This window comes from Bacillus sp. ISL-7, assembly GCF_018613065.1.
This window is the reverse complement of sequence record NZ_JAGGQW010000010.1, coordinates 1-26,118: the sequence shown is the minus strand read 5'-3', so window position 1 is coordinate 26,118 and position 26,118 is coordinate 1. Positions and strand designations below refer to the sequence as shown.

The window sequence follows — 26,118 nt, the reverse complement described above, 5'->3', positions numbered from 1 at the left end:
CCGGTATTAGCACCGGTTTCCCGGTGTTATCCCAGTCTTACAGGCAGGTTGCCCACGTGTTACTCACCCGTCCGCCGCTAACCAACAGGAGCAAGCTCCTATTGATTCGCTCGACTTGCATGTATTAGGCACGCCGCCAGCGTTCGTCCTGAGCCAGGATCAAACTCTCCATGAAAGTTGATTTAGCTCATAAATGTTACGTTGACTTCATTTCGTAAGAAATGAATATTATTGTTTGTTGACGTTTTTTGTTTGTTTAGTTTTCAAAGAACAAGATCACCTATTTAAAAAGCGACAAAAAATATTATATCATACATTTTTAACAACATCAACTAAAAATTACTTACTTTTAAATATTTCAACCTTCAATTGATATGTTTTTTTGAGGCAACTTTTAAATGATAACATTTCTGTTGCTCCAGTGCAACATATTTTTACTGAATAATATTTCACTTGGACTGTTAATTTAAAAACTCAGCCTCAAATGGAATATTTCTTAAATAATACCACAACTGCATAATAAAAATCTCAATACTTCCATTTTATTTCCTTCTATATTTCTGTTTTCGTTTTTGACAAAAAAAATTACCATTATTAACATAGTGGCATGTCTAATTAATAGGTCATCTTAGTATGAGGATCGAATTCTTTTAATTGAGAAGTTGCATCAGTATGTTCAAAATATGGATAGAAGAGACAAGGCGACTTTCTAATTAATCTATTCGGGCGTTCCGGATCTTCTATCACTATAAATTGTGCTTCAAATCCGTTGATGTTTTCAACTGATTTACCGATAACTTGAACAATATAACCCGGTTCATATTTATGGGTTTTCTCTAATTTCAACAACTTCCCTATTTCAATTTCATCATAAGTCATCATGTTTACTTCCCCCTTCGTGACTATTATATTACTTTACGCAAAGTCTTAGCATAAACACGCTCCTGGAAATTATTAATATTAATGTCAACTACAATAGATTCGGCCATGCAATTGCAATTTGTTAATTTATTTAAATTTCGCTACAAAATTGACATAATGCTCATAAAAAAACTCCCTATTAGGAAGTTATAACAAAGTTTTATATATAAGATACTTTTCCTACATTATTTTTATTTAGATTTGTTCTCAATTAAGGCTTCTTTATTTAACTCCTTCCGCTGTGTCCGAATAATCATAGGACCGGTTTTTTTATCGTTTTTGATGTTTTGCAAATACTTTACCAGATAACTTTCCGAGATTCGTTCCGGTACATACCCTAAACGGGTCCGAATGATATTTTCCACAACAAATGCCTTTTTCGTGAAATATAGATAATCGCGGCCTGAATCTTTTTCAGCTTCTTTGTAATTGTTACTTCCAGCCTCACTAGCCCTGCGAAATACATGCATATGATGATACATGTCATTACGCTCTTTCCGGATCATTTTAAGTAAATACAGGAGCTCAAAGGTTGATAATGTCATAATTTCCGGTGTGGTCTTATCAATATAGGAAGCAAAAGCAAAATCACGAAATCGAACGTCTAGGCGTTCATGATTTTCTTTAACAATCCTTGCATCAAGCTGCATACAACAAAAATCACAATAGTAATACTCATGATTTATTTTTTCGATTTTGCTACCGCAATATGGACAAGTTTTCATTTCTGATCTCTCCTTTTAAGCCTGTATTTAAACTTTCCACCCATGAGAAATGCATTGTTCCAAACGGTTTATGAACAGGTGCACCAGGGTGAATACATTCATCTCTTAATTTTAAAGGTTATTAAGCTCAGCCTGCTGTCAAACATCTTCTTTTCCTAGAATAAACTTTCAAAGGTTTAAGGTTGCTATAGCAACCTTCTAGCAGGCTCGATGCCTGCTTTTATCAAGAAAAAAACGAATGTTTTTTTCCTCCAACGTGAGCTTCTCCGGCTAGGATATAGCCGGTATTTTCTCTAATAGTGTTAAAATGACAAGTATTCTAAGGCATCTAGGTTCAAAGGATTTGTATCAAACAATTTCTATCACCTCGGTATGAATAATACTTTCCGTAGTCAGTTCACATTCTTGGATTCGATCTAATTGGTAAAGATCCTTCCTGTCAAAGTCTTTAGAAACCATTTTTTCTGCCTTTTCTTTACTTGTGGCCACTACAATCGATATTCTTTGTAAGCCATTTGCAAAATAAATTACTTGAAAAACCTTCATATTCTTTCACTCCTTTATAGCATACTATGATTTAGTTCAACCTGTTCGATGTACCTTTCACCGGCTGGCAGATCAACCGGTGATAGTTGTGCTTGTGATTTTATGAATGACTAATTCCCTTTAGTTTTCGTCTATCGAATGTTCCTTTGTTTCACCTAAAATATAATCTGCTGCTTTCTGTGCTCGAGCAGCTGCTTGTAAAATTAATCGACTATCTTTCTTTAAAGCTCGTAACCACGAATTGATATAGCTTGCACTGTTTTCGATGGTACTGTTATCAATTCCAGCCACTCCACACAACATCGCCGCGCCCATTTCCGCGACTAATTCCTCGTTTGAATAAATTTCATCCCCAAATGCAACACCTTCAGTCATAATACCTGGGCGTGCTAATCGGCTTTTATGTCCAGTGCTGTGTATTTGTTCATGAAAAAGGGTGCAATAATATTCCTCCGGAACCTTAAAATCTTTTATCGGTGGGCAATAATTCTATCCCATGTAGGGTAATAAACTGCCTTACCTGAATGAAACGTGTAATCTGGTGCGTTGATATATCCTTTAAAAATTTCCTCCGCCTTATCAATAGGATCATGATCAAAGGTTTCAATGCTTCTTTTACTTTCTAAGCCGGTACACTGTTTATTAATCTCCCAAACACGGTAATAGAAAGGTTTCGCAAAAGGTTTTTTCTCCTTTGTTTCTTCTTCCTCCTTCTCTTTCCAAAGCCAATAGACAATGATATGAGAATTTTTTAATTCCTCTTTTTTAATTCGTCCACCTGCTTCTAACTGTTTTTTTGATGCATATTCCCCCGGCTCCACTAGAAAAATATTGATTCCCCGGTATGGTTTTTGTGTTTTCCAGTTCACCGCATTGGAATTGGTCCACGGCTGGCGCCACGGTACAACCCCCTTTTCTAATTTTTCGATAATTTTTTCTGTAATGATTTCATAAACGCTTTTTGTCATTTGGTTTTTCCTCCTTTGACTTTCTAAAGGTTTTTCGATTTTTAATGTTTGGTCTTTAGATTTTCTTCCTTTTGACTTGCGAAGCGGGTAAGTTCCCCAATGGGGGATGATTTTTCCCCTTTTGCAAGTAGAACGAAAAACACGCATAGGCAATGGGTCAAGGGTGCTCTTCGCACGAAAAGTTTTTTGCTGTTGCGATAACGTACTTAAGCAAAAAACTTTTTTGCCCCTTGACCGATTGACTCGCTTTCTTAGCTTCCAGCCGGAAAGGTTCGGGTGTCCTGCCGGCTGGAAGGTTAGAAAGCTTGCGCTGTTTTACGATTCGGAAGGCAAAAGGGAAAAATAAACAATAAAAGCAGCCGTTTCGGCTGCTCTCCTCTTGTCTTTTATTCTTTTGACCTTTCAATTTTTTGATTATCCGGTCTTCGGCTCGTTCGGTATGGCGGCCGTAAATGGAACAGGAACCTACGGAATGTAGGCGTGAGCCGTACAGACCGTGGTTATCGGGCCATTTAATGCCGAAGCGACACGTACGGAATGACAGAAAGGGTGCTTTTTCCATTCTGATCAGTCCGTAGTGCTGCCGCCCAGAGTACGTTCGGTATGTTTTTAGCCAAGATTTTAAACAATGTGGGCTAATCGTTTCCAGAAGGTGAATTGGGTCAATATAAAAAGTATTCAAAATGGAAAAATGAAGTATCTAACATCCAAGGACTTTTTATAGTAAAATTAGCCTATGAAATAAGGGTCCTACAAAAAACAATTGGTACCTGGGAACAATGGGGGAAAATATAGTTGAATATGATAAAGGGCGAGTGGAGAAATATTTTCAGCCATCGCAAAACTGGATTAACATTGATAGCCATTCTTTTTATACCGTTGCTCTATAGCAGCATTTTTCTATCCGCTTTTAGAAATCCCTATTCTAAAACTGGGGACCTTCCAATTGCAGTCGTAAATAAAGATCTGGGATCAACATTTGCTGGGCAGAATTTGCAGTTGGGAAAAGACTTGGTTCATGATTTGAAACAGAATCACTCGTTTAAATGGACATTTACTAATAGTAAAGAAGCGTTTAAAGGATTAAAAAATGAAGATTTTTACATGGTAGTCGAAATTCCAAATGATTTCTCTAAAAATGGATCATCCTTGTTAGACGAACATCCTAGTAAAATGGGGTTGAGATATTACACAAATCCAGGGAAAAACTATACTGCATCAAAGATAGCAACCTCTGGAATGAGTAAAATCAATGAGAAAATATCAAATTCTATCACAAAACAATATGCCATCACATTATTTAATAGTTTAAATCAAGTAGGTGATAATTTACAAAAAGCAACTGACGGAGCGAATAAAATTGACCAGGCTGCCAACAAAATTACAAATGCTTCCGAAACCCTACAAGACTATTTGCAGAGATTAGCTGTTGGCACCGTCTTATTTAAAGACGGCACACAAAGGGTATACAATGGAACACAACAATTTCAAACGGAAATTGGCCAACTGTCTAACGGGGTTCAAACACTTGATAGTGGTATGGATCATTTAGAAAATGGCTTGGGTGTCCTTAACAAAACTAGCGAAAATCTTACCGTAGGCTCTAAAGAATTAGAACAAGGAGCTAATGATCTTAAAGGAAACTTACAGCAGGCATACCAGGGTACAATTGGGATTCAAGAAAAAATTGACCCACTTTTGATCGCGTTAGAGGATGTAAATGAAAAAAAGCCTGAAATAATAAGCCAACTGAACTCCTTACAACAAATTATTCAAGGCCAGAACCAACTAATTAAAGAACAAAAAGAGCTTATCAATACAAGCAAAAGTCTTTCAGAGCAAGAGAAACAACAGTTGCTTTCGAATTTGGATCATTTCATGTCTCCTTCCACCACAGGAGCGCCGGTTGATTTAGAACAAGGAATCACTGAATTCGAGTCTATGCTGTTAACCGTTTCACAAGGTTCACAGCAAGTGCAGAGTCAACTTGATCAGTTTGCAAAAGGACAACTATCGATGGTTGAAGGCGCTAAAAAATTGGCTGAAGGGCAACATACCTTTAGTTCAAATCTAGGGACATTTAACAAAATGTTAGCCGAAGCACATAGTGGTGCTAACAAATTAACGAATGGAACCAGCGCTGTTTCAGACAGTATTTTAAAAATCGAAAATGCAAGCAATCCATTTGTGAAAGGGATTGAAAAACTTAACTCAAATGCAAATCAGTTAAGTGAAGACTCTCAAAAACTTGCAGATGGTTCCGCATCAATATATAAAGGAGCTTCCCATCTATCTAACGGAACAGGTCAATTACTTTCTTCGTTACAATCCGGTGCTACAAAAGCGAATGAACTGAAATTGAATGATAAAAATTTTGACATGTTTTCTAATCCAACAAAGTTGGAATCTCACAAAATCAGTGAGGTAAATGATTATGGAGCTGGCTTAATTCCTTATATTTTGGCTATAGGCTTGATGGCTAGTGCATTATTTTTCGCTTCTACCTATCAACTTAAAGAAACACCGTTAGAACCATCATCTGGGGCTTCTTGGTTTCTCAGTAAGCACAGTGTAGTTATTATGGTTGGGTTGGTTCAATCCATTCTAGCAGTAACTATACTTATCCAAGGCATGGGCCTAGAAGTTGAACATGTATGGGGCTTATATCTATTTACAATTTTGACGAGTCTTACTTTCCTATCTTTGGTGCAAATGCTCTGTACCATTTTCGGAAAAATTGGACAGATGCTTGGATTCATTCTACTCTTACTGCAAATTGGCGGCAGCTCTGGGACATTCCCTATAGCTTTAGCACCTCCATTTTACCAACACATACATGCATTCCTTCCAATGACGTACGCGATAAAAGGATTTCGTGACCTTATCTCGATTGGAAATGATCTGCATGATGTATGGAGCCATGCACTAATGTTAGCCGTGTTTGGATTTGTCTTTAATGCTATTACATTCTTATTTTTTGTTCTTCAATTAAGACAAAAGAAAAGCATCCCTGCCGCTTAAGCAAATCTTTTATATGTAAATGAATAAGCCCATTATTTCTTTTTATAGAGATAATGGGCTTATTTATATTAACTTATTTTCTAATTGATAATCCTTAATATTTGACCTCCAATATAACGAAATATATAGTAACAACAACCTTGATTTTTTCTTTAATCCCTAATTGAACTGGTTAAACGAAACTGTCAACCCACCACGCCCAAATATTTTTAAATGGTTCTTTATTCAGCAATGAATAGAGTTATTCCTTGTTCAACTTATAAACGAAAGGTCCTTTTGGATATAGATTGTCAAGGGTGCAACTTTCCCTTTCTCTCCTTTTGTCTTTTTTCTTTTAATCTTCCAATCCTTTGATTTTTTGTTTTTCGGCTCGTTCGGTATAGCGGCATAAGCCGTAAATGGAACAGGAACCTACGGAATGTAGGCATTAGCCGTACAGTCCGTGGTTATAGGTCCATTTAATGCCGAAGCGACACGTACGGAATGACAGAAAGGATGCATTTTTCCTTTCTGATCAGTGTCCGTAGTGCTGCCGCCCAAAGTAGTTCTGTATGCCTTTAACTTAAATTAAAACGTCCTTATTTCTGAAGAAAAACCGCAGCCTTAAGGCTGCATGACTGGCATAAAACGAAAGGGGAATGTATGCATATCCAAAATTTTTGAAACATATTCCTTGAATAATAAGAACAAATAATCCAGTTAAGATAAAAAGGGGGAACCTTTTAATGAATAAGATAACCGTGGAATGAAAAATTTCAGGACTTTTTCATGCAGGAATCCAATAAATCTTTAGAAGTTTTGACGGAAGATCACTTAATTATGGAAAGGACCATTTGCCGTGGCAAGTGGTTTCCTTTCTTCCTCGAATCATCTTTCAAAAGGTTGCGTCAGCAACCGTCTAGCAGGCTCGAGCCTGCTCATATGATCAAGAAAAAACGGATGTTTTTTAATCCATTCGCGAAAAACATCGGCGCTGATCCAGCCGATGTTGTTTCTGTTCCGTTTTTTACACGGATAAAATCTCGTATTTTTTGTGGGTTTATATTTTTCATTTGATGCCTCAAAAAATGGCAGGATATAGATTTTCTTCGGCTTACAACCGTATTCAAATAAATGATAGTCGATTTCCACTAGTAGACCTGCGTTTTCAATTGCTTGTGCCTCATCTTTATAAAAATCAGATACGATAATGGTCATGTTAACTCTCCCCTTTAAAACAAAGGGGAAATCTCCCCCTTGCTATTTTGGTATTTTTATAGATAGCCTTTCTCCTTTAGACTGACATGCTTACCGGTATGGCTGACAATGACATGGTCAAGCGTCGATACCTAAAATTCTCCCTGCTTCTGCAAGTCTTTTAGTAACCTCTATATCTTCTTTGCTTGGAGTTGGGTCTCCGCTTGGGTGCTGGTGGCTAACAATAATGGATGCCGCATTATTGAGAATAGCGCATTTCATCACCTCTCTAGGATGGATGATACTAGCGTTCAAGCTTCCTACATGAGCTCTATGTAACCCAACTACCTGATTTTTAGTATTGAGCATCATAACTAGAAGCACTTCTCGGTCTTCATCCGCAATGTAAGAAGCAGCTAATTTTTGAGCATCTTCCGGTGAACGAATGACATATTGTGCAAACGGTTCAGAGGATTCCTTAATTTCTTGTTTGATTCGTACGACTTCAAAGATAGACATAAATTCCATTTTGCAAAACTCCCTTTCATTTTTTGTTTTTTTCATTCATTTTTTCTTTTTGGGTCCGAAGCGAATTTGTTCCCCAAAGGGGGATGATTTTTCCCCTTTTGCAAGTAGAACGAAAAACACGCATAGGCAATGGGTCAAGGGCGCTCTTCGCACAAAAAGTTTTTTGCTGTTGCGATAGCGCCTTTAAGCAAAAAAGGTTTTTGCCCCTTGACTGATTGACTATCCTTCTAACCTTCTAGCCGGAAAGGTTCGGGTTCCTACCGGCTAGAAGGTTAGAAAGCTTGCGCTGTTTTACGATTCGGAAGGCAAAAGGGAAAAATAAACAATAAAAGCAGCCTTTTCGGCTGCTCTCCTTTTGTCTTTTATTCTTTTGATCTTTCAATCTTTTGATTATCCGATTTACGGCTCGTTCGGTATGGCGGCGTAAGCCGTAAATGGAACAGGAACCTACGGAATGTAGGCGTGAGCCGTACAGTCCGTGGTTATCGGTCCATTTAATGCCGAAGCGACACATACGGAATGACAGAAAGGGTGCTTTTTCCTTTCTGATCAGTCCGTAGTGCTGCCGCCCAAAGTCGTTCTGTCTGCCTTTAACCTAGATTGTAACGTCCTTATTTCTGAAGAAAAAACCGCAGCCTTAAGGTTGCATGACTGTCAACAAACGGAAGGAGGATGTAGGAGTACCCAACATTTTTGAAAGATGTCTCACAAAAATTAGAACTAATGTTCCTGCAATAAAATAGAAAGGGGGAAACTTTTAATGAATAAAGATCATAAAGATCGAGGAATGAAGAAATGGAATGGCTTTTTCATGCCCGAAACCATAAAAATGTTGAAGGATCTTTGGCAAGATGATGATAAAACTCCTAGACCACATCTCGATGAAACAAAAATAGAAGAGATGGAACGGCTATTATCTGAAAGCATGGACACCAAAATGCTATTAGAAATTACCACATGGACAAACGTTTTTTTACTTCACTCGTTGGATTTGTAACAAAAATTGTCCACAAAAGAAAACAATTCAAATTCAGGATGAACTGAGATCCACTTTCAATCTTAATTTCTTTTCCCTGAACTAATTTAATAGTCAAATAAAATACTCATCAGAAAAAGAACAAATCATTACATCATTTCGCTTCAATAGCAGGGGATTTTTTAACATTCATAGAAATACTTAAAAGACAAGTCATTATACGAGGGGGATTTGAATGGATTTTTCAGTTCTCATTATAGGGTTGCAATGTTTCTTGTTGGTAATGGGTGGATGCTTGATTTTTTTCATCCTAGTGTTATTTTTTTCCAATAGATACACAAGGAGTACATTAAATCTAATGGAAAACGAAAAAATAAATGAAATACAACGAATGTAACGGGGAACAGTTTTCAGTGTTTCCGCTAGTTAAAATATTTAGCCCTTCCAGCAAAATGTAGAAATCATATGCTTAAGCTGAGAAGGGCTGTTATATGGTTAAGTGCAAACATAACAATGATGATCCACAATTAGAGGATAATCATTTCAAGCGTTTCCCATTTCATATCGTAAAATTTTTTAGAGAAGGAACCGTGTCGTAAAATTCGTTTCTAAATATTGAAGTATTAATTCCCAATAAAAAACTGGATAGCGATTTAATCGACCCAGTATCTATTATTGATATGAAGTTTTTCTTATTATTCTCATTCACCCATTTTCCACATACTTATCGAACATTTAAGTATTTTATTATAAGGACAATCTACATCTGTCCCTAGTACCGGCCCCACCTACGCCAGATACGCTGACGGCCACGCATGCCATCCAACACATTATTCACTATAATAGAAAACGCTTACATTTCCAAATTTAAATTGAATTTTCGGTAAAAATTTCTTATAGTTATATATTTGCTGTTACTTAATGAAAAAGTGGCACAGTCCAACCTTATTATCCCAGTTAAAACACTTTATAACATCAAAAGGAATCACTTCATTTAAAATCGTGTATATATGACGTTTGCTTTCACATCATGCACAATCAAAACCTTTTAATTTTTATGTGCCACAATGGTTCTATTTCCTTCAAACTTCAATTCTGCTTTGATTCCATTCATATAAAAAATATCTCCCATTTCTGCTATTTCTTTTGCTTTCATCGACAATTAAGATTAATCCTTTCAACACGCCTTTCTATTCCATGTACAAATATTTCTCTACTTTAAGGGGTGCTTATGGATGACTTTTTTTCCTATTTTGAAAAATAGCTAAAATCATCAATAAAACAGGCATGATTATTTGAAGGGGCCATGCTAAATAGATTGATACAAACACAAATCCTTCTTTTATATGTTCGGTAAAATTGGAAGCAATAGCTATTGAAGAAAATAAGATTATTAGTCCGATTGGAAATACAATATTACTTTTGTTTTTCAAGTTGAAAATATCAACTACCCCGATAACTGCAGCAAAATACAATATAGTGACTTTAAAAAAAATGCCTATTACTACATAAAGCATAAAAAATACGTCAAGCCTCTCAATAAAATCCGCTACTTGAATTTTACCAATCGTGGCAAGTAACGGAAATGGTGAACGAATAAAAAGCTCAATTCCTAACGCGGCAATATTGAAAACAATTGTAATTGCAATGTTTACCCCGCTTAAAACAATCCCTCCAATGCATACACGTTTTGCCTTTTTTGGTTCGTTTAAATAGGGAAGGAGCATTGTAAACACCACCATCTCCCCGAAAGGAAATACCAAGGTCTGACCAACAAAGTTTTTCAGTACTGGCTTCCACCCATTTTCTAAAACCGGCCTTAGATTTTCCAAATGAAGGATTCCGGACATTAAAATTAAAAGAAACCCGGCAATTGCTACCAAATAGATAAATCCAAAATAGAGCTGAGCAATCCTAGCAATCACCTCAAAACCCATTTTTATAGCATACATAATGATTAAAATCAATAGAGAATTAAGAACCAACTGCGGCGTATTAGTATACATTGTTGTTGTTAATAACTCACTAAACCAATCCACTTCCCTGTTATTTTTTGAGCGTAACTCGTTAAGGGAAGATCTGGATAAAACTGATAAAGACGATTATAAACAAAAAAAAGTAAAACGCCTGCTGCCATCCCAAGCATTATTGATATCCATGCATCTTGTTTTGCACTAGCAGCAATGCCAACAACAATGGCACTTCCCATCTCAAATAATACGACTAGCATAAACATTTGAGTTCCATTAATTTTTATCTTCTCCATACCATAATCTCCCCCCTTTAAGGGTTATAACCTATACAAGTCTTCCCATAATAGATTTGCTCTAATCTCTAAAATGCAGGAATATGCATTCACTTTTACATTTCCAACATCTTGAATTCCTCCAACGTTGTAGATTTTTATTTAGACTTTTAATACCTATTATTTTATTGTCTTCACTAAGATTGCCCTCAAAACATAGTTAGAAAGATTTCGCTGTTTTACGATTCGGAAGGCAAAAGGGAAATATAAAACAATAAAAGCAGCCATTCGACTGCTCTACTTTGTCTTTTTTCTTTTGATCTTTCAATCTTTTGATTTTCCGGCTTCAGTTCGTTCGGTATGGAAGCAAAAGCCGTATAGTCCGTTGGTTTAAGTTCATTAATGCACAGATTTACTTAATTTTTTTTCAATCGTTCCTTCTCCTGTTCACAAAATTCCCCAACTGTTGATTTACTCCAATAGGGGGTACCTGCAAGTTTAACATCCGCCTTCGGCAATTTCCCTCGACTGTAATACACATTTAATTTACGTTTGTCATAATTCAATCCATGTTCCGATAAGAAATCAGCAAACTGCTTTTGATTAAAATAATCAGCCGACGTTTCTCGGAGAATGGAATGGGTAGGTTTTTGAATTAAATACGTATCCTCTCTAAAGAACTGACTCATTAATTCTAACGCGAATTCAAGCCATTCATTATCTAAATGGTGATATAATAATCCGATATTAAAGCTTTCCTGTTCGGCTTCCTCAAAGAACCAGGCTAATTTTAAAAATACAGCTTCAACGTCTGTTAATCCTTCCATTGCTTCTTCCACCAATAAGATGTTCTCATAAGCCTTTAATTTACCTTTAAATTTCGGGAACGTTTCAATGATTCGTTTAGTTGAGAGTTTCATCTTTCACCTCCTGTTGACTTAGTCAACTTAACAATAAAATAAAACGTTGACAAAGTCAACACAAACTCCTTTATATATTTTTTTAAGCTGCATCCATGCGCAGCATGGATGCAGCTGTCTTGTTGGGGCTCGATGCACTAAACAAGATGATCTAACATAAAAAAAACGAAAAAAATAAAGAAGAGGGCGAACCCTCTCCTTTGAATCTTAAATTTTACCTTCTGTTTTCATGCTGTCGTATTCAGCATCCGCATTTACAATGAGATGATCTACACCTCGATACCGAGAATTTTACCCATCAACAATTGTAATCGAGTTATCTTTTAATGGTTTAGTCTAATCAAATAAGGGGTTCCACTTAAAACCTTAGTTAATAGCCCAATTCTTTTTTACGATTATTAATTTAAATCAATTTAGTTGTCTCGCGAAACGGACAGCAATGATCAACAACTCGTAAGTTATAGGGGCATTGAATTTCGCCTGATATTATACTCTTTTTAACACCAAAAAAGAAGTTATGTGATCTATTGCTTGTTCAGCATCATTACCTTCCGCATAAATATTAATCTTTTCTCCTTTTGAAATCATTAATATCCTAATACTGAGAGAACTTTTTACATTTATTTGAAGATTTTTGTATTTAATGAGGATATAACTATTGAATCGATTTGCTTCTTGAACCAATTGCATTAATTGATCATGATGATTAAAATCTTGTGTCAAGGTAACAGGAACCTCTTTTTTCATTTTTATCACCACCTAAAACATAACTTCATTATTATTTTAATTTTCGGTTATTCAAATACTGTAATAGGAAATGCATAGGTGATTTTTACATATATATGTATTTATAATATTACTATAAATTGGAAATCAATTTATAACAATAGGGTTTTTTTGTAGAAAAAGCGTTTTTTATAAAGATTTTTCTTTATGAAGACCGTTTTGGAACATCTTTTAATGATCTTCATTTAAAAAAGTTAAAAAATAGAAAAAGATATTAATAAAGTAAACTATAAGTCAAAAAAAAATTAGCATACCAAATTTACAATAATAAATAAAATTGTACCTTTGTATAGGATTCAGTCCTTCCTTTAAAAAAATAAAAAAGAATGTTTCGGCATTTTTCCTCGGCTTTAAGATAAGAAGTCAGCAAACTGTTTTTCATTGAAATAATTTTCCTTTGGTTCTCGAGCCAAAGAAACAGATACGGCGGAATGAAAGAAAAATGCATTTCCTTTTTCATCAGTCCGTAATATGCCGCCAAAGTAGATTCTGTAACTCTTGCAAGAATTCTTTAAAAACAGCATCCATGCGCAGCATGGGTGCTGCTGTCTTGTTGGAGGCTCGATGCCTCCAAACAAGACGAAATCACATAAAACAATGTAAAAAACAAAGACGAGGGAGAAAATCCCCCTCCTTCGGGTCTTACATTTTGCCTTTTTCTTTCAAGCTGTAGTATTCAGCATCGGCATTTACAATTAGGTGATCAAGGACCTCGATTCCTAGAATCTTACCTGATTCCACTAATCTTTTCGTGACTTCAATATCTTCATTGCTCGGATTGCAATTATGCGATGGATGCTGGTGACTGACAATGATCGATGCGCAGTTATTCAGGATGGCGGACTTGAACACCTCTCTTGGCGAAACGATACTTGCATTCAAACTTCCGACATGACAGCGATGGACAGCAACCACACGATTTTTCGTATTCAGGCACATGACAAAGAATACTTCACGTTCATCATCACCAATAAATTGAGAAGCAATCTTCGCGCCATCTTCAGGGGAACGAACGATGTAGTGTTCTCCTCCTTCTACCTCCTGAATGACTTGTTTAATGCGTTGAATTTCGTAAACTTTTTCCATATGTAACACTTCCTTTCTTTGTTTGAGAAGGAAGCAATGATGGGCGCAAACCGTGTGAAGGGTTCGCTTACGAAGAAGCGAACTTGCCAGTCAGGCATAGGCAACGGGCCTTCTTTTTGCCCGTTGTCGTTCAAAATCGAGTGAAGCCCAATGACTTAGGGGCAGTTGGGGAGCGTTTTTTGCTTCCTTACTGCCCCTTAGCCTACTTGGCTTTGCCGATTTTGTTTGCCTGGCGCCCGCCCTTCACGCGGTCATAAGCCCATTCATTATAATTAAGAGAACAAAGAAGGCTCACTACCGTCCGAGCGTGGCAGTCTACCGCAGGTATAAGACGCCTAATGGCAAAGTTCTCGATGCCCTTTTGCCATTAAAAAACACGGCCTGAGCGTCCGATGCGAATAGCTGCCGAAAGGGAGCAGCATCGGATGAAAGGCGAGGCTCGATGCCGAGCATTTCAATAAGGAAAAGCGATTTTTATTCAACAGGATTTCGATAGAAAGACTGAGAATAAAAAGAGCGTACTGTCTCCTTGCGTTAGCATGGAGGCAGTCGGCCTTTTTGGGGATTCGATGTCCCCAAAAAGCCGCCAGCATACATTCCATCATTAGGAGCAAAGCGAAGCAAGCGACATGATTCCTGGCGTAGCCGGGAATTTTCCATTGTGTACGGTACACTTTTTAAAATATAAAGAACAAAAGAGAGGAACTTACCCCTCTCTCCTCTCTGCGACTTCTTCCATCATGGATTCAATCCATTCGACAGCTTCTTGTTTGCTGCTGAAATCATCGGTTAGTCGGACAAATTGTGTGATGGCTTCATCCTCTTGAAAATATCTACCTACATAAAATCCTGTGCTTGAGATTGCTACCTTCAAGCCATCAAAACCTGTTTTCATTCTCCATCACTCCTTGTTTGTTTGACCTCTAAGAATCTTTGCGAAGCGGACTGTCAATGGGCTTGAAGTTTGTGAAGTTTTTTAAACGCTCTTCTTAAAAAAGTTCACAAACTTTGCGAAGCGCTAGCGTAGCACCCTTGACTGCCCTTTTGAGCAAACGATTACAATAAAGAGAACAAAGAAGGAGATTAATAGGGTCCGAGCGTATAATGCGATCCAACGGGCTTCCGTTGGCTGGGTTTGGGCGAGAGGCCCAAGGTCTTTAAGTTTTCGGCTCGTTTGGTACGGCGGCTTGCCGTAAATGGAACAGGAACCTACGGAATGTAGGTGCTAGCCGTACAGACCGTAGTTATCGGTCCATTTAGTATCAAAGCGACACGTACGGAATGACAGAAAGACGCTTTTCTTTCTGATCAGTCCGTAGTGCTTGCCGCCCAAAATATGTTCTTATCCTTATAACACTCTCTGAACATTCTCCTAACCTTCCGAATACCTTCTGAACTCAAAAAAAAAAAGCCCCTGAACTTAGTAAAGGAGAAAGTAATCAAAAGCAATAGATTTTTCACTTTTCGGTTCCGATTTCTCCTTTTTCGTATTTTTAAAGATTCACATTTTAGCGATAAGATGATGAAAAATGAACGTGTAATGTATATTATATGTCTAGTTTATAATAGTTACATACAAATAATTATCTATTAATTGTCTTTTGTAATGGTAATGTCTATCCAGCACATTGAACATGATTTACATCGAACTATGATTTGTGAAAATTATGGTCAAAAATTATTCTCATCTCAAAAAATTTTTAAAGCATAAAAAAAGACCCCCAAACTAATAAGTCAGAAGGGCTGTAAACATTGATATATTAACGTTATGAGAATTAACGTGCACTACGGATGCCTTTTAAGACCGTATTTTTTACGTTCTTTCATTTTAGCAATTTCAAAACATTTCATTTCATAATAGAAACCCTAAACACAAATGTTTCTGACCTATTTCAGGTTAATACAATTTCATCCACATTCACTAAGGGGTATTCTTTTTTGGTAGAGCCCAAGTACGGGAACAAAGGCACCGCTGAGCCTGATGTGTTTTGTATCTATAGAGAACACCATTCTTTGTTGAAGTGCAGAAGAGTATCTATTCTGAAAAGCAAATGAAGGATAAAATGGACCGATATTTAGACTTATTCAATAGCAGGATTATCGAAAATGAACCTTGGCAACCAGTAGATAAAAAAGTATTCCCGCACGTTCTAATCCTATCAGATCAGCGTTACGCCATCGACGGCTCATACTCCTTCAAGATCATGCAGGCACCGTCTTTTAATGAGTTTTTACAGACGTTAAAAGTGAAAATCGTCCCACAAAAGCAGGAACCTATAACAATTAAGTCGAATTTAAAAATTAAATAATTGAAAGGGAGTGGACCCATGGTTATTAAGAAAAAGTCTGACATTGAAGACTTCCTAAGACACCTTCAAGCTCTTTCAGAATGGGACGGCACAAAACATTATCTTACCATTGAAGATACGAAAAATAAGGGCTATCTCACTGTTATGTGTTATCCCAATGAAGGATTTACCTTTTACAGAAAAAACAATTCATTTTGGGATATGAAGGAACATCCGATAAATGAGAATGAAATTATTAGTTTTCTTTGGGAACACCGCAAAGCTTTAAATTCCTACTTGAAATCAGTCGAATATCTGCTAATTGAGAGCCGTTGAGCTCTTTTTTTGTTTTTAGCAGAAATTTGAAGCTTAAAAAGATAAAGTTGATTGTATTTATATTAACCCACCTTTCCAGGCATTTTTATAAACGTTGATTTAATCACGTTTTCCTGCTGCCTTCTTCTAATAAAGCAGTACAAACACCTGTAAACCTTTATATGATGCAGTCTTTCAATTTTTACTGCATTTCGTCGCATCCCGTTATTATATGTAGAGAAAAAAGGAGGCAATATTATGGAAAATTGGTTAAAGGAATTTTGGGATGAGAAAGGGAAAGACTTACTTTCTAATTTATTTAAAGCTCTCGCTGATTCCCTTCGCAAGAAAAAGAAATAAACAGTGTAACTGGGTCCTGCTTCTTTAGGTAGGACTTTTTCTTTTTGATTGAATCCAGAATTAAAATTCACCAATAGGGGTAGCGTCACATGCCCATCAAGCTAACAACCTAAATTACTATGTATGAAATGATCCTTGTTATAAAACTAGCAAGTGATAGAAAAGTAAGCATGCTGAATAGGCCTGGAAACATATCTAAACCATATACATATATGTGGTTTCGGCAATCAAACCCTATGGATGATAGAAATAAGTACCCGTTAACCCCTACGGCTAGCCAATGAAAATTTGACTAAATCGTCCTTAAACAATCCTAAAAAAGGAAATATTTTTAAAAAATTATTAAAAATACTTTCTTTTTGGAAATGCTTGGAATATAATTTAGCTGTATTACGATTAATAGTACGGTTGGTACAGATTGGGGGTTATTATGTTTGAGCTAGATATGAGGAGCCGTAAACCCATATATGAACAGCTAGTGGATAAACTGAAAGAGCTGATCATAAATGAAGTGCTTAGGCCTGATGAACAGCTTCCATCGGTTCGTTCACTCGCACAGCAGCTCACGATCAATCCAAATACCATTCAAAAAGCATACAGAGAACTCGAGACTCGAAACTTTATTTACTCCATAAAAGGCAAAGGAAGCTTCGTAAATCCAAACAATCAGAAGCAAAACAACGAGAAGATGGAGGCAATTAAGAAAGACATTGAAAAGCTGCTACTTGAGGCTCTGTACCTTGGTGTTTCTATTGAAGAGCTATTAGAATTAATCCAAAACTTAGACGCTTAAAAAGGGGGAGGCAAAAGCAATGATTCAAATGAAGAATGTTAGTAAGAGATTTGATCATTTTAAAGCGGTAGAAAATATTAACCTATCCATTCAAAAAGGATCCATTTATGGGTTAATAGGATCTAATGGTGCAGGAAAAACAACACTCATTAAGCTTCTGGCAGGGATTTACCGGCAAGAGGAGGGTGAAATTACCATTGAAGGCCAGCCAGTATATGAAAATGTCAGACTGAAGCAGAAAATCTTTTACATACCGGATCAGCCTTATTTTTTGTTTCATTATACAACCATGCAGATGGCTCGTTTTTATAAAAGTGTTTATCCCAGCTGGAGCGAGGAACGCTTTGAAAAGCTTGCACAACTATTTGAAATTAATTTGAATAAAAAAATTCAATCTTTTTCAAAAGGCTGGCAGCGAGTAGCAGCTTTCCTACTTGCCCTTTCGGCAAAGCCTGAGATTTTGATTCTTGACGAACCGTTGGATGGCCTTGACCCTGTTGTCAGAAAAAAAGTAAAGAATCTACTGATCCAGGATGTCGCTGACAGGGAAATGACAATCCTGATCTCTTCTCACAATCTCCGTGAAATTGAAGATCTTTGTGACCATATCGGGATCATCCATAAAGGAACGCTTATCATGGAAAAAGAGCTGGATGAACTGAAATCAGACATCCATAAAGTGCAGGTAGCTTATAAAGAGGGAGTTCCGGAGAATATTCTAAAAAGACTTAGTCCTCTACATACAGAGAAACGAGGGAGTGTTTTCCTATTCATTATAAGAGGCGAAGAGGATGCCATTGCGAAACAAATCCGGAATACGAACCCGGTTATTTTTGATTTGCTTCCTCTTACTCTTGAAGAAATCTTTATTTATGAAATGGGGGATATCGGTTATGCCATCAAAAATATCATTGTTTAACAAAGAAATCATCCTTCAGGTTGGACGAACCACAGGATGGATCTCCATTGTATATTTTCTTGGTCTGTTATTTGCACTGCCCCTCACCATATTGATGTTGTATACAGATGAAAAAACACAATACCCGAAGATTAATAGCCTTTTTCATTTTGGATTTACTATCCAGCTTAGTTTATTGATCATTATCCCCATTTTGCTGGCAGTGTTTATATTTCGATTTCTTCAGGTAAAGCAGTCGGCAGACCTAATACATAGTTTGCCTTTAAAAAGAGAGAAGATATTCCATCATTATGCGATAACCGGAATCGTGTTTCTGATCGTACCAGTCGTAATCATCTCCATTCTTCTCTTGGTTATTCATGCTACCCTAGATCTTAACGACATTTTTGGAGCAAACGATGTTTTCTACTGGGCAGGAATCACCATCCTTGTGAATCTACTTCTGTATACTGTCGGAATTTTTATAGCCATGATGACAGGAATATCAGCCGTACAGGCCGTTCTTTCCTATATTCTCCTCTTATTCCCAATGGGAGTCACGGTTTTGGTGTTAGTAAATTTAAGGATTTTACTCTATGGATTTCCAAGCGACTATTTTCTCAATAAAGATTTGGAAAAGATGTCACCAATCACCTACGCAGCCGGCCTTGATGGCAGACCTTTTCATTGGCACTATGTGGTACTTTACATTATTTTATCGATCATCCTTTATATGCTAGCGCTATTATTCTATAAAAAAAGAAAACTAGAACCCGCTTCTGAGGCGATCGCTTTTTCAAAATTGCGTTCGATTTTCAAATATGGAACGACCTTTTGTACAATGTTAACCGGTGGAGTATATTTTAGCGAGGTTCCGTACAGCAACTTTGGCTGGACAATTTTTGGATATGCGGTTGGTGCGGGAATTGGATACTTCGTCGCTGAAATGGTACTGAGAAAAACATGGCGTGTTTTCAGAGAGATTAAAGGCCTTGCTATTTATGCAGCCATTATTCTCATCATGGTTACGGTTGTTCAATCTCTTGGAATATATGAAAATACGATTCCCAAACAAGATGAACTCAAGAGTGTGCTGCTTTCTGACAATGCGAATTTTTATTCAAACCAAGATGGAATGTTCTTTAATACTCCCACCAAACCATTGACTGAAAAAGACAACATTGAGGCGGTTCGGAAGCTGCATATGCAGATCCTTGCTAATAAAAAAATAAATCCAAAAGAAAAAGTTTATCCTTATGAAAACGCCTTTTTTGAATATGAAATGAAAGACGGGGATAAAGTCATCCGCCAATATAGAATAAATAAACTTCTATATGAAGATTTTTATAAACCAATCTATGAATCTAAAGAATACAAGCAAAGTTCCAATGCAATTTTTAGAGTGAAGGAAAGCAAAGTTGAGACCATCCAAATTAGACCTAATGCTCCTGTTAATAAAGTAGCAACCATTTCCAATCCGAAAGATGTGAAAGAGGCGCTTTCGATCTTGAAGGCAGATGTACTGGCAGAAACCTATGAGGACAACATTTATTTCCAAGCTAGAGGTTCAAACATTGAAATCCAAATGGGAAAAAACCACATGGTGAACATGGAATTGAAACCATCTTATAAGAAATTCAATATATGGTTGAAAAAAAAGAAATGGTTGGAACTAGCAAAAGTGACTTCCGGAGATATTGACCATGTCCTTGTAGCCGAAAATAATTTGCACAATTCGGGGGGGCGAGAAAAAAGGGTGGAAGAAATTGAAAAGCTACCAGGTAGTTTACAAGTAACGGATAAAGTACAAATTCAGAACTCTTTGGATAACGCAAGTGGCAGACCCGGAAACTATTTTGCTGTGTTTTATTACAAACAGGGCAACTACAATGAAGTTCTTTACTTTGATGATCAACACGTGCCAGACTTTATAAAGGCACAAATCAAATAATAGAGATCAAAAAGGCGTCAAACTGTAGGAAAATATTTTATTTAAAAAAGGGGGGTCGACTTGGCTCATATTGAGTTTGACCAATTATTCTCCATGTACTTCAAGCGTTTATTTTATATTGCTTATTCGGTCACAAGGGATCGGTTCTTTGCCGAAGACGTAATTCAAGAATCTTTCATAAAAGCCTATAAAAACATCGAAACAGTGGAAGACTCAGAAAAAATCGGCGCCTGGTTATGTGCAATTGTAACTAGAACCGCAATAGACTTCCTTCGAAAAGAAAAAAGAATGAACTGTATACCAACAGAGCAATCATTAACAGACCATGTTTATGGACAGACTTCCATCCGGTTGAATACAGAAGAAGAGGTTGAATTTCGGCTATTTAAAAAAGACCTCATCCGAATCATGCATCATTTATCAGACGACTATAAAGCCGTTCTCATTTTAAAAATTGAATACGGGCTTAAGGAGAATGAAATCGCTAGCTTGCTAGAGCTTAAACCAACGACTGTAAAGACCCGGTTGTATCGAGCTAGGAAACAATTACAGAAAACGATTCAGTTAGAACAGGTTGCACTCTAGTTGGCTAATTTATTTTTGAATTTTTTGTAAAGGTATAGGTATTTCATGGAATAAAAGATTGAACATTTACCCCTAAAAGATGTGATAGACAAAACGAGGAGTCTTTTATTCTTTTGATCTTTCAATCTTTTAATATTCAGTTCTCGGCCTCGTTCGGTATGGCGGCGTAAGCCGTAAATGGAACAGGAACCTACGGAATGTAGGCGTGAGTTACAGACCGTGGTTATCGGTTCATTTAGTGCCGAAGCGACACGTATGGAATGACAGAAAGGCGCTCTTTTATCAATACCTAAATTATAAAAAACCTTAAAAAATAAAGGAGAACATATATTATACATGACTAATATATGTTCTCCTTTTATTCAATTAAAGCGCCCGATTATGGAAGATTGTATTCCCAAGAAAAGAAACCCGTTAGTGAAACATTAAGGTATTTTAAATTTTAATGTTTTATTTTTTATTTACCACTCGACTAACTATTTCAGTTACGGTAGCTCTACTCATTTTTTCCTTTCCCTCTTTTAAAGCATTAAGTGTACCATGAGCAAGCACTAAAGGGATTTCACAAAAATTAAGGATCGGACCGGGCTTAATATCCTTCAAATAAACGTCAGCCAATGCTAAGTTACGTCGAGCGTACATAAACATATCTTCTAACTCCCATCCATCGGGAAAGAAATCAACACCACGTTCTAAATCTTCAGCACGATTTCGAATAATATTGACTGACTGCAAGCCACGACCAAAGGCTATAGCTAGATCTTTGTCCGTTTCAACAGAATCGTACCACTTCCAAATATCTGAGAGCATGACTCCTACCAAACCTGCAACGTAGAATGTGTATTCATCCAAATCTTCTTGATTCCGAATCCTCCACTCTTTTAAAGCCCAGTCAGCCATTCCCTTCGCCATAATAGATGTTGCATTCGAAATGTTTTCTACAATTGTTGGTGGACAAAGCTTTATCCAATCGCTAAATCGCAAGGTAACCTCGGGTAGGATGGAGTTGTAAGCGTAAAATAAGGCCATTAACTCCTGATTATTGAATGGCTTTTTCAAGAGCAGGCTTATTGAATTTAAAAGATTATGTTTGGATTCCAATCGAAGTTGAGGATGATCTTCAATCTCGTCAATAGCTCTCATGCATAAGTAAGCAGATGTAACAACCTCTTGCAATCCCGTCGGTAGATGACTAATAGGAATAAAGAAAGTCCGGCTTGTCGCCGCCAGCATGTCAATCGCACTTCTATGTAAATTGATTGCTTCACTCATCTCCGTATTGTCCCCTTTTTTGTTGTATGTAAATTTTATTTGTATTATCCCCTATATATAATATTTAATAATAAAGTCCTAACAAAAAATTTGAGCCCTTGTTATTCAATAAACCTGCCATCTTGTTGAAGAAACAACAGCCGGCTATGGCAGCCCGGCTGTTCAAGTAATGCGCCCGATAACGGAAGAGCAAAGACTGTTGAAGGCAGCTCGCACTTATTGAACTTATACTATAAATAAATTTTTCCTTTATTTATCTTGATGCTAAAAATGGTTTTCACAATCTTAATAAAGTAAATGCAATTGATACATATGGAGTTTTTTTATTTGCAACAAAAACGGACTAATTTTCCCCGTTACATTGAATAAAAAAAGGCTTTACCCCTTATGAGTAAAGCACCATTAATTGAATAAAAATAAAAGAAGTTAAACAAAGCTTCTTTTATCTTTCGCTATAAGGATTATCAAATGTACTTTCACCCTTACCTGCTCGTTAGCTGTACCCCAATTACAAAAAACTTTATTGGACTTCAATTATAATGCTACCAAACAGGTTATCTTCAATGTAGGCATCCAATTTCCAAATTCCTTTTGAAGGTAAATTCAAATAACCTACAGATTCAGCATAGTGATGTGGGGGTTTTATTATATCTTCGTTCGGGACACCAATAGAGCTTTCAAAAGCTGTAACAGTTTTTTCCTTCCTCTTTACTCGTTCCTATTATTTTCACCTTCTTATTGAATAGTTGTTCCGTCTTTTCTGGTGTTCCTCCCCAAAAATGAGGTAACTGCTTATTATTTGTCCCAGCCTTAACTGGAGCATCAACAATAGCAAACTTGCCTTTAACCCCTCGTAAACCATAAGGTACATCTTTTCCATTTGGACCTGGCTTAGGGATCGTAAAGGAAGGGCTAACTTGCCATTCTTCCGTTTTAGTTTCTGATGATGTGGGCGTATTATTTTGCTTAACTGAAGATGAATTTGCACTTGAACAGCCTGTTAGTAGAAAAAATGTACAAATTGAAATAAGAAAATTCTTCACATGTCACCTCTTACTTCCCTCTTTATATAGCTCTTCCAAGGCTCTCCATGCACTGTAATAATCCGACAAAGACTGGTGCAGAAGAATCAAATCCATATACTCCATATCCAATCTCTTAAGTGCTGCTTCATAGGCTTTCTTTGTCTTCTCATAGCCAAAGTTTGAAATCCAGATTTTTGATGTGATGAAAACATCTTCCCGTTTCAGTCCGCTTTTTTTTAGTGCAATACCAACAGCCTCCTCGTTCATGTATGCTTCGGCGGTGTCTACCAATCTGTAACCTGCATGGAACGCATCCAGAACAACCCGTTCACACTGTGCAGCGTCTGGAACCTGATACACACCGAAGCCGACCATTGGCATCTTCACTCCGTTACTGAGTGTTGTAAATTCCATTGTGGTGTCCTCCATTTTCTATTTTTATAAGCATGCAGCGTTTCTTTCAAAGAATCTCTGCAATAAGTCTCCTTCGGTGTATCTTTAATAAACTACTTCATATTCTTTCCGTTCTGTGACATCTTCCAATAAACTTCAACTATTAACGCTGGTTCATAATGCGTATTTGGCTCAATTACACCACTTACAAGAACACTGCCAACAAATATACCTCGTGGTTCAAGTTTTATGATGTAATACTATATTCATTGCATTTAATGCTGCTTTATCTATACATAGTGGAATTAAAGCCAAAATCGGTTGAAAAGTTTTTGCAAAACCTCCACCTGTAATTATAATTGCTCCCTTTTTTTGAGCAAATTCATCAGTAGATACAAGATTAGCACAATGATATGCGCTTGCCGAATCAATTTGATAACGTTGCATCAATAGTTCATTTGTAATTTCTCTGTCATGTAACTCGCAATAGCTGCGAAAGTAGACTGATTCATTGAGATGTTAAATCATAGGTTTTTCCCAATCGCCTCTAACCTCAACGCCAGTTTCTTTTGCCGCTTCTTCAAGTTCGAGGATGTCCCGTGCTGTCAAATTGACCTCGGCAGCTTTTATTGCATCCTCAATATGCGACGTTTTCGTAACACCAATAATCGGTACCGTTCCTTTTGCAATGGACCAAGCTGTTGCAATTTGTGCAGTTGATGCATTGTGTCTAATGCCGATTTCTCTCATTACTTGGACTAAACTTTCGATCTTAGTAAGCACATCTGTATTAAATGCCTCGCCTCTTCTGGTGCCACTCGGCATAGGATTTTTCGAATTGTATTTGTCAGTTAATGCACCTTGTTCCAGTACCATATATGAAAAGAACACCATATTATTTTCATTGCAGTAATCAATAATTCCTGCTTCTTCCGATGAACGGTAAAGTAAGCTGTAATGGTTTTGGACAGCTGAGATTTTCAGTCCTTCTTCCGCCAAGATACTGGCTGCCAATTTAATTTCGTCCAGATTATGATTGGAGACCCCTACATGTTTCACTTTTCCACTTTTCATTAAAGGGATAAGTTTTGGTGTCCATCTTTCCACATCTGCCGGGTTGTGTATCCAATAAATATCCACGTAATCCACGCCGAGCCGGTTTAGGCTTTCTTCCAGAAGTTCCTCAACAGCGTTGTCATTGTCTCCTGCCATTTGTGGAGTGAATTTAGTGGAGATTAGCACATCCTCCCTGCCTTTGATAAAACTTGCCAAAATGTTCTCTGAAGCGTTCATCCCATATACAGCAGCTGTATCCCATAAATTGAATCCAGCATCCATCGCGGCATCAAATACTGGCTTTAAATCCGTTTCTGTAAAATAATTTCCAAAAATCTCATCCCCACCGATTGCACCAGTGCCCCATGACCATGTACCAAGAGCAATCGTAGGGATTTTATCATTTTGTAATTTGACTAATTTCATTGCGCATCACGCCTTTCTTCATTATTTGAAAAACCAAAGTCATTCGAAGACTTCGAAATAAAGCCCTCTAACTTTACATGATTTATCATAGGGATTTAATTTCAGCCTTGAATAATTACAAGCATACAACCTTCGAGTAACACGAAGTAAATAGTTTTAAATTTTTTGGTTGTAACATTTTAATTTAGAACCAGTTCGTCCTACAAATCCATAAAAAGAATCAAAGTAGACAAGTTTTTCTAGTCTTGTCTACTTTGATTATTTACTAAACGATTAAACTACCAATATACTTCATCGTTTAAGCAAGCATTCCACCATCCACTGCCAAATCCGCACCAGTAATGAAGCGAGATTTATCTGAAGCCAAGAACAAGACAGGATAAGCAACATCTTCTGGTTGTCCAAAATAACCTAATGGAATCATCTTTTCAACATTATCGTGATGTGCTTTCGCTTCTTCAGGTGTCAAATCTGTTTTATCATAAATAGGTGTTTCAATTGGACCAACTGTTACCGCATTTACGCGAATACCAACTTGTGCCAATTCTTTCGACCAAGATTTTGTCATCGCTTTAAGAGCTGCCTTACTAGCTGAATAAACAGACATATTAGCTAAAGGTTGTCTAGCTACGGTTGAGGAGATATTAATAATATTTCCTTTACTTTCTTTTAAAAGAGGAAGTGCTTGTTGTGTTAAATCTAAAACTCCTCGAACATTTGTGTCAAAAGCTGCTTCGTATTCTGACATTTGAATTTTTCCAAGTGGTGTAATTGGTGCCCAACCAGCATTATTGACAAGTACGTCTAGTTTACCAAAATCATTTTTTACTTGTTCCACTCCCTCAGTTAAATACGATT

General features: G+C 36.9%; 25 protein-coding genes, 1 rRNA gene and 1 pseudogene. 8 read left to right on the top strand and 19 right to left on the bottom strand.

What is annotated here, in order from left to right; genetic code table 11:
* The 6 genes from J7E66_RS02960 to J7E66_RS32535 form a co-directional block, all read right to left on the bottom strand.
* Positions 1 to 175: ribosomal RNA gene (locus J7E66_RS02960) — 16S ribosomal RNA — on the bottom strand; the annotation flags it as partial.
* Positions 176 to 615: 440 nt separating this feature from the next.
* On the bottom strand, positions 616 to 882 hold the full coding sequence (locus tag J7E66_RS02955) for a hypothetical protein (RefSeq protein ID WP_214997960.1): 267 nt from the start codon (positions 880 to 882) through the stop codon (positions 616 to 618).
* Between the two features lie 230 nt (positions 883 to 1,112).
* On the bottom strand, positions 1,113 to 1,646 hold the full coding sequence (locus J7E66_RS02950) for a hypothetical protein (protein WP_214733367.1): 534 nt from the start codon (positions 1,644 to 1,646) through the stop codon (positions 1,113 to 1,115).
* A gap of 348 nt (positions 1,647 to 1,994) precedes the next feature.
* Complete coding sequence (locus tag J7E66_RS02945) at positions 1,995 to 2,192, bottom strand: hypothetical protein (protein ID WP_214997959.1); 198 nt, start codon at positions 2,190 to 2,192, stop codon at positions 1,995 to 1,997.
* Positions 2,193 to 2,312: 120 nt separating this feature from the next.
* On the bottom strand, positions 2,313 to 2,666 hold the full coding sequence (locus J7E66_RS32540) for a zincin-like metallopeptidase domain-containing protein (protein ID WP_308162449.1): 354 nt from the start codon (positions 2,664 to 2,666) through the stop codon (positions 2,313 to 2,315).
* A complete protein-coding gene (locus J7E66_RS32535) occupies positions 2,663 to 3,160 on the bottom strand; it encodes an ArdC family protein (RefSeq protein ID WP_308162448.1) in 498 nt (165 codons plus the stop codon). Before J7E66_RS32535 ends, J7E66_RS32540 begins: the two co-directional genes overlap by 4 nt.
* Before the next feature lie 801 nt (positions 3,161 to 3,961).
* Between J7E66_RS32535 and J7E66_RS02935 the strand changes: the two genes are divergently transcribed.
* Entirely contained in the window at positions 3,962 to 6,181 is a 2,220-nt protein-coding gene (locus tag J7E66_RS02935) for a YhgE/Pip family protein (protein WP_251032730.1), read from the top strand.
* A gap of 867 nt (positions 6,182 to 7,048) precedes the next feature.
* Here the strand turns inward: J7E66_RS02935 and J7E66_RS02930 are convergent.
* A complete protein-coding gene (locus tag J7E66_RS02930) occupies positions 7,049 to 7,378 on the bottom strand; it encodes a hypothetical protein (RefSeq protein WP_214997957.1) in 330 nt (109 codons plus the stop codon).
* A gap of 117 nt (positions 7,379 to 7,495) precedes the next feature.
* Complete coding sequence (locus J7E66_RS02925; protein ID WP_308162447.1) at positions 7,496 to 7,885, bottom strand: JAB domain-containing protein; 390 nt, start codon at positions 7,883 to 7,885, stop codon at positions 7,496 to 7,498.
* A gap of 760 nt (positions 7,886 to 8,645) precedes the next feature.
* Between J7E66_RS02925 and J7E66_RS02920 the strand changes: the two genes are divergently transcribed.
* Positions 8,646 to 8,882 carry a YolD-like family protein gene (locus tag J7E66_RS02920; protein WP_214997956.1) on the top strand — a complete coding sequence of 79 codons (237 nt, stop codon included), beginning with the start codon at positions 8,646 to 8,648 and terminating at the stop codon, positions 8,880 to 8,882.
* Positions 8,883 to 10,090: 1,208 nt separating this feature from the next.
* Here the strand turns inward: J7E66_RS02920 and J7E66_RS02915 are convergent.
* The 5 genes and pseudogenes from J7E66_RS02915 to J7E66_RS02895 all read right to left on the bottom strand — a co-directional run bounded on the left by J7E66_RS02915 (position 10,091) and on the right by J7E66_RS02895 (position 14,793).
* A pseudogene (locus tag J7E66_RS02915) lies at positions 10,091 to 11,070 on the bottom strand (GerAB/ArcD/ProY family transporter).
* 452 nt (positions 11,071 to 11,522) lie between these two features.
* On the bottom strand, positions 11,523 to 12,026 hold the full coding sequence (locus J7E66_RS02910; RefSeq protein WP_214997955.1) for a hypothetical protein: 504 nt from the start codon (positions 12,024 to 12,026) through the stop codon (positions 11,523 to 11,525).
* Positions 12,027 to 12,512: 486 nt separating this feature from the next.
* Positions 12,513 to 12,773: an HPr family phosphocarrier protein gene (locus J7E66_RS02905; RefSeq protein WP_214997954.1), complete on the bottom strand. Its 261-nt coding sequence runs from the start codon at positions 12,771 to 12,773 to the stop codon at positions 12,513 to 12,515.
* Positions 12,774 to 13,454: 681 nt separating this feature from the next.
* Positions 13,455 to 13,898, bottom strand: coding sequence for a JAB domain-containing protein (locus J7E66_RS02900; RefSeq protein WP_214997953.1), 444 nt, complete (start codon positions 13,896 to 13,898; stop codon positions 13,455 to 13,457).
* A gap of 706 nt (positions 13,899 to 14,604) precedes the next feature.
* Entirely contained in the window at positions 14,605 to 14,793 is a 189-nt protein-coding gene (locus tag J7E66_RS02895) for a hypothetical protein (RefSeq protein WP_214997952.1), read from the bottom strand.
* Between the two features lie 1,168 nt (positions 14,794 to 15,961).
* Here J7E66_RS02895 and J7E66_RS02890 point away from each other — a divergent pair.
* The 6 genes from J7E66_RS02890 to J7E66_RS02865 all read left to right on the top strand — a co-directional run bounded on the left by J7E66_RS02890 (position 15,962) and on the right by J7E66_RS02865 (position 21,088).
* Complete coding sequence (locus tag J7E66_RS02890; protein ID WP_214997951.1) at positions 15,962 to 16,207, top strand: hypothetical protein; 246 nt, start codon at positions 15,962 to 15,964, stop codon at positions 16,205 to 16,207.
* Positions 16,208 to 16,225: 18 nt separating this feature from the next.
* On the top strand, positions 16,226 to 16,522 hold the full coding sequence (locus tag J7E66_RS02885; RefSeq protein ID WP_214997950.1) for a hypothetical protein: 297 nt from the start codon (positions 16,226 to 16,228) through the stop codon (positions 16,520 to 16,522).
* Between the two features lie 769 nt (positions 16,523 to 17,291).
* A complete protein-coding gene (locus J7E66_RS02880; RefSeq protein ID WP_214997949.1) occupies positions 17,292 to 17,654 on the top strand; it encodes a GntR family transcriptional regulator in 363 nt (120 codons plus the stop codon).
* A 19-nt stretch (positions 17,655 to 17,673) separates the two neighbouring features.
* The gene (locus J7E66_RS02875) at positions 17,674 to 18,573 is read left to right on the top strand and encodes an ABC transporter ATP-binding protein (RefSeq protein WP_214997948.1); all 900 of its coding nucleotides are present in this window, start codon (positions 17,674 to 17,676) and stop codon (positions 18,571 to 18,573) included.
* Positions 18,548 to 20,503: a DUF6449 domain-containing protein gene (locus J7E66_RS02870; protein WP_214997947.1), complete on the top strand. Its 1,956-nt coding sequence runs from the start codon at positions 18,548 to 18,550 to the stop codon at positions 20,501 to 20,503. Before J7E66_RS02875 ends, J7E66_RS02870 begins: the two co-directional genes overlap by 26 nt.
* Before the next feature lie 60 nt (positions 20,504 to 20,563).
* Positions 20,564 to 21,088 carry an RNA polymerase sigma factor gene (locus J7E66_RS02865; RefSeq protein WP_214997946.1) on the top strand — a complete coding sequence of 175 codons (525 nt, stop codon included), beginning with the start codon at positions 20,564 to 20,566 and terminating at the stop codon, positions 21,086 to 21,088.
* Positions 21,089 to 21,538: 450 nt separating this feature from the next.
* Here J7E66_RS02865 and J7E66_RS02860 read toward each other — a convergent pair whose 3' ends face one another.
* From J7E66_RS02860 to J7E66_RS02835, 6 genes are all read right to left on the bottom strand, one after another.
* Positions 21,539 to 22,360, bottom strand: coding sequence for a squalene/phytoene synthase family protein (locus J7E66_RS02860; protein ID WP_214997945.1), 822 nt, complete (start codon positions 22,358 to 22,360; stop codon positions 21,539 to 21,541).
* Between the two features lie 677 nt (positions 22,361 to 23,037).
* Complete coding sequence (locus tag J7E66_RS02855) at positions 23,038 to 23,403, bottom strand: hypothetical protein (protein ID WP_214997944.1); 366 nt, start codon at positions 23,401 to 23,403, stop codon at positions 23,038 to 23,040.
* A gap of 3 nt (positions 23,404 to 23,406) precedes the next feature.
* Positions 23,407 to 23,799 (bottom strand): aldo/keto reductase, encoded by a 393-nt coding sequence (locus J7E66_RS02850; RefSeq protein ID WP_214997943.1) that lies wholly within the window; start codon positions 23,797 to 23,799, stop codon positions 23,407 to 23,409.
* Between the two features lie 219 nt (positions 23,800 to 24,018).
* Complete coding sequence (locus tag J7E66_RS02845) at positions 24,019 to 24,225, bottom strand: hypothetical protein (protein WP_214997942.1); 207 nt, start codon at positions 24,223 to 24,225, stop codon at positions 24,019 to 24,021.
* A gap of 72 nt (positions 24,226 to 24,297) precedes the next feature.
* On the bottom strand, positions 24,298 to 25,260 hold the full coding sequence (locus J7E66_RS02840) for an aldo/keto reductase (RefSeq protein ID WP_214997941.1): 963 nt from the start codon (positions 25,258 to 25,260) through the stop codon (positions 24,298 to 24,300).
* A gap of 298 nt (positions 25,261 to 25,558) precedes the next feature.
* The coding region (locus J7E66_RS02835) for an SDR family NAD(P)-dependent oxidoreductase (RefSeq protein ID WP_214997940.1) at positions 25,559 to 26,118 on the bottom strand (560 nt) is incomplete at its 5' end.

Bases quoted from the DNA above. Each gene is read 5' to 3' on its own strand.
- J7E66_RS02875 (WP_214997948.1), top strand. From the start codon at position 17,674: ATGATTCAAATGAAGAATGTTAGTAAGAGATTTGATCATTTTAAAGCG.
- J7E66_RS02900 (WP_214997953.1), bottom strand. From the start codon at position 13,898: ATGGAAAAAGTTTACGAAATTCAACGCATTAAACAAGTCATTCAGGAG.
- J7E66_RS02925 (WP_308162447.1), bottom strand. From the start codon at position 7,885: ATGGAATTTATGTCTATCTTTGAAGTCGTACGAATCAAACAAGAAATT.
- J7E66_RS02905 (WP_214997954.1), bottom strand. From the start codon at position 12,773: ATGAAAAAAGAGGTTCCTGTTACCTTGACACAAGATTTTAATCATCAT.
- J7E66_RS02840 (WP_214997941.1), bottom strand. From the start codon at position 25,260: ATGAAATTAGTCAAATTACAAAATGATAAAATCCCTACGATTGCTCTT.
- J7E66_RS02860 (WP_214997945.1), bottom strand. From the start codon at position 22,360: ATGAGTGAAGCAATCAATTTACATAGAAGTGCGATTGACATGCTGGCG.
- J7E66_RS02885 (WP_214997950.1), top strand. From the start codon at position 16,226: ATGGTTATTAAGAAAAAGTCTGACATTGAAGACTTCCTAAGACACCTT.
- J7E66_RS02845 (WP_214997942.1), bottom strand. From the start codon at position 24,225: ATGCAACGTTATCAAATTGATTCGGCAAGCGCATATCATTGTGCTAAT.
- J7E66_RS02920 (WP_214997956.1), top strand. From the start codon at position 8,646: ATGAATAAAGATCATAAAGATCGAGGAATGAAGAAATGGAATGGCTTT.
- J7E66_RS32535 (WP_308162448.1), bottom strand. From the start codon at position 3,160: ATGACAAAAAGCGTTTATGAAATCATTACAGAAAAAATTATCGAAAAA.
- J7E66_RS02895 (WP_214997952.1), bottom strand. From the start codon at position 14,793: ATGAAAACAGGTTTTGATGGCTTGAAGGTAGCAATCTCAAGCACAGGA.
- J7E66_RS02950 (WP_214733367.1), bottom strand. From the start codon at position 1,646: ATGAAAACTTGTCCATATTGCGGTAGCAAAATCGAAAAAATAAATCAT.
- J7E66_RS02955 (WP_214997960.1), bottom strand. From the start codon at position 882: ATGATGACTTATGATGAAATTGAAATAGGGAAGTTGTTGAAATTAGAG.
- J7E66_RS02910 (WP_214997955.1), bottom strand. From the start codon at position 12,026: ATGAAACTCTCAACTAAACGAATCATTGAAACGTTCCCGAAATTTAAA.
- J7E66_RS02850 (WP_214997943.1), bottom strand. From the start codon at position 23,799: ATGGAATTTACAACACTCAGTAACGGAGTGAAGATGCCAATGGTCGGC.
- J7E66_RS02870 (WP_214997947.1), top strand. From the start codon at position 18,548: ATGCCATCAAAAATATCATTGTTTAACAAAGAAATCATCCTTCAGGTT.
- J7E66_RS02880 (WP_214997949.1), top strand. From the start codon at position 17,292: ATGTTTGAGCTAGATATGAGGAGCCGTAAACCCATATATGAACAGCTA.
- J7E66_RS02930 (WP_214997957.1), bottom strand. From the start codon at position 7,378: ATGACCATTATCGTATCTGATTTTTATAAAGATGAGGCACAAGCAATT.
- J7E66_RS02935 (WP_251032730.1), top strand. From the start codon at position 3,962: ATGATAAAGGGCGAGTGGAGAAATATTTTCAGCCATCGCAAAACTGGA.
- J7E66_RS02890 (WP_214997951.1), top strand. From the start codon at position 15,962: ATGGACCGATATTTAGACTTATTCAATAGCAGGATTATCGAAAATGAA.
- J7E66_RS02945 (WP_214997959.1), bottom strand. From the start codon at position 2,192: ATGAAGGTTTTTCAAGTAATTTATTTTGCAAATGGCTTACAAAGAATA.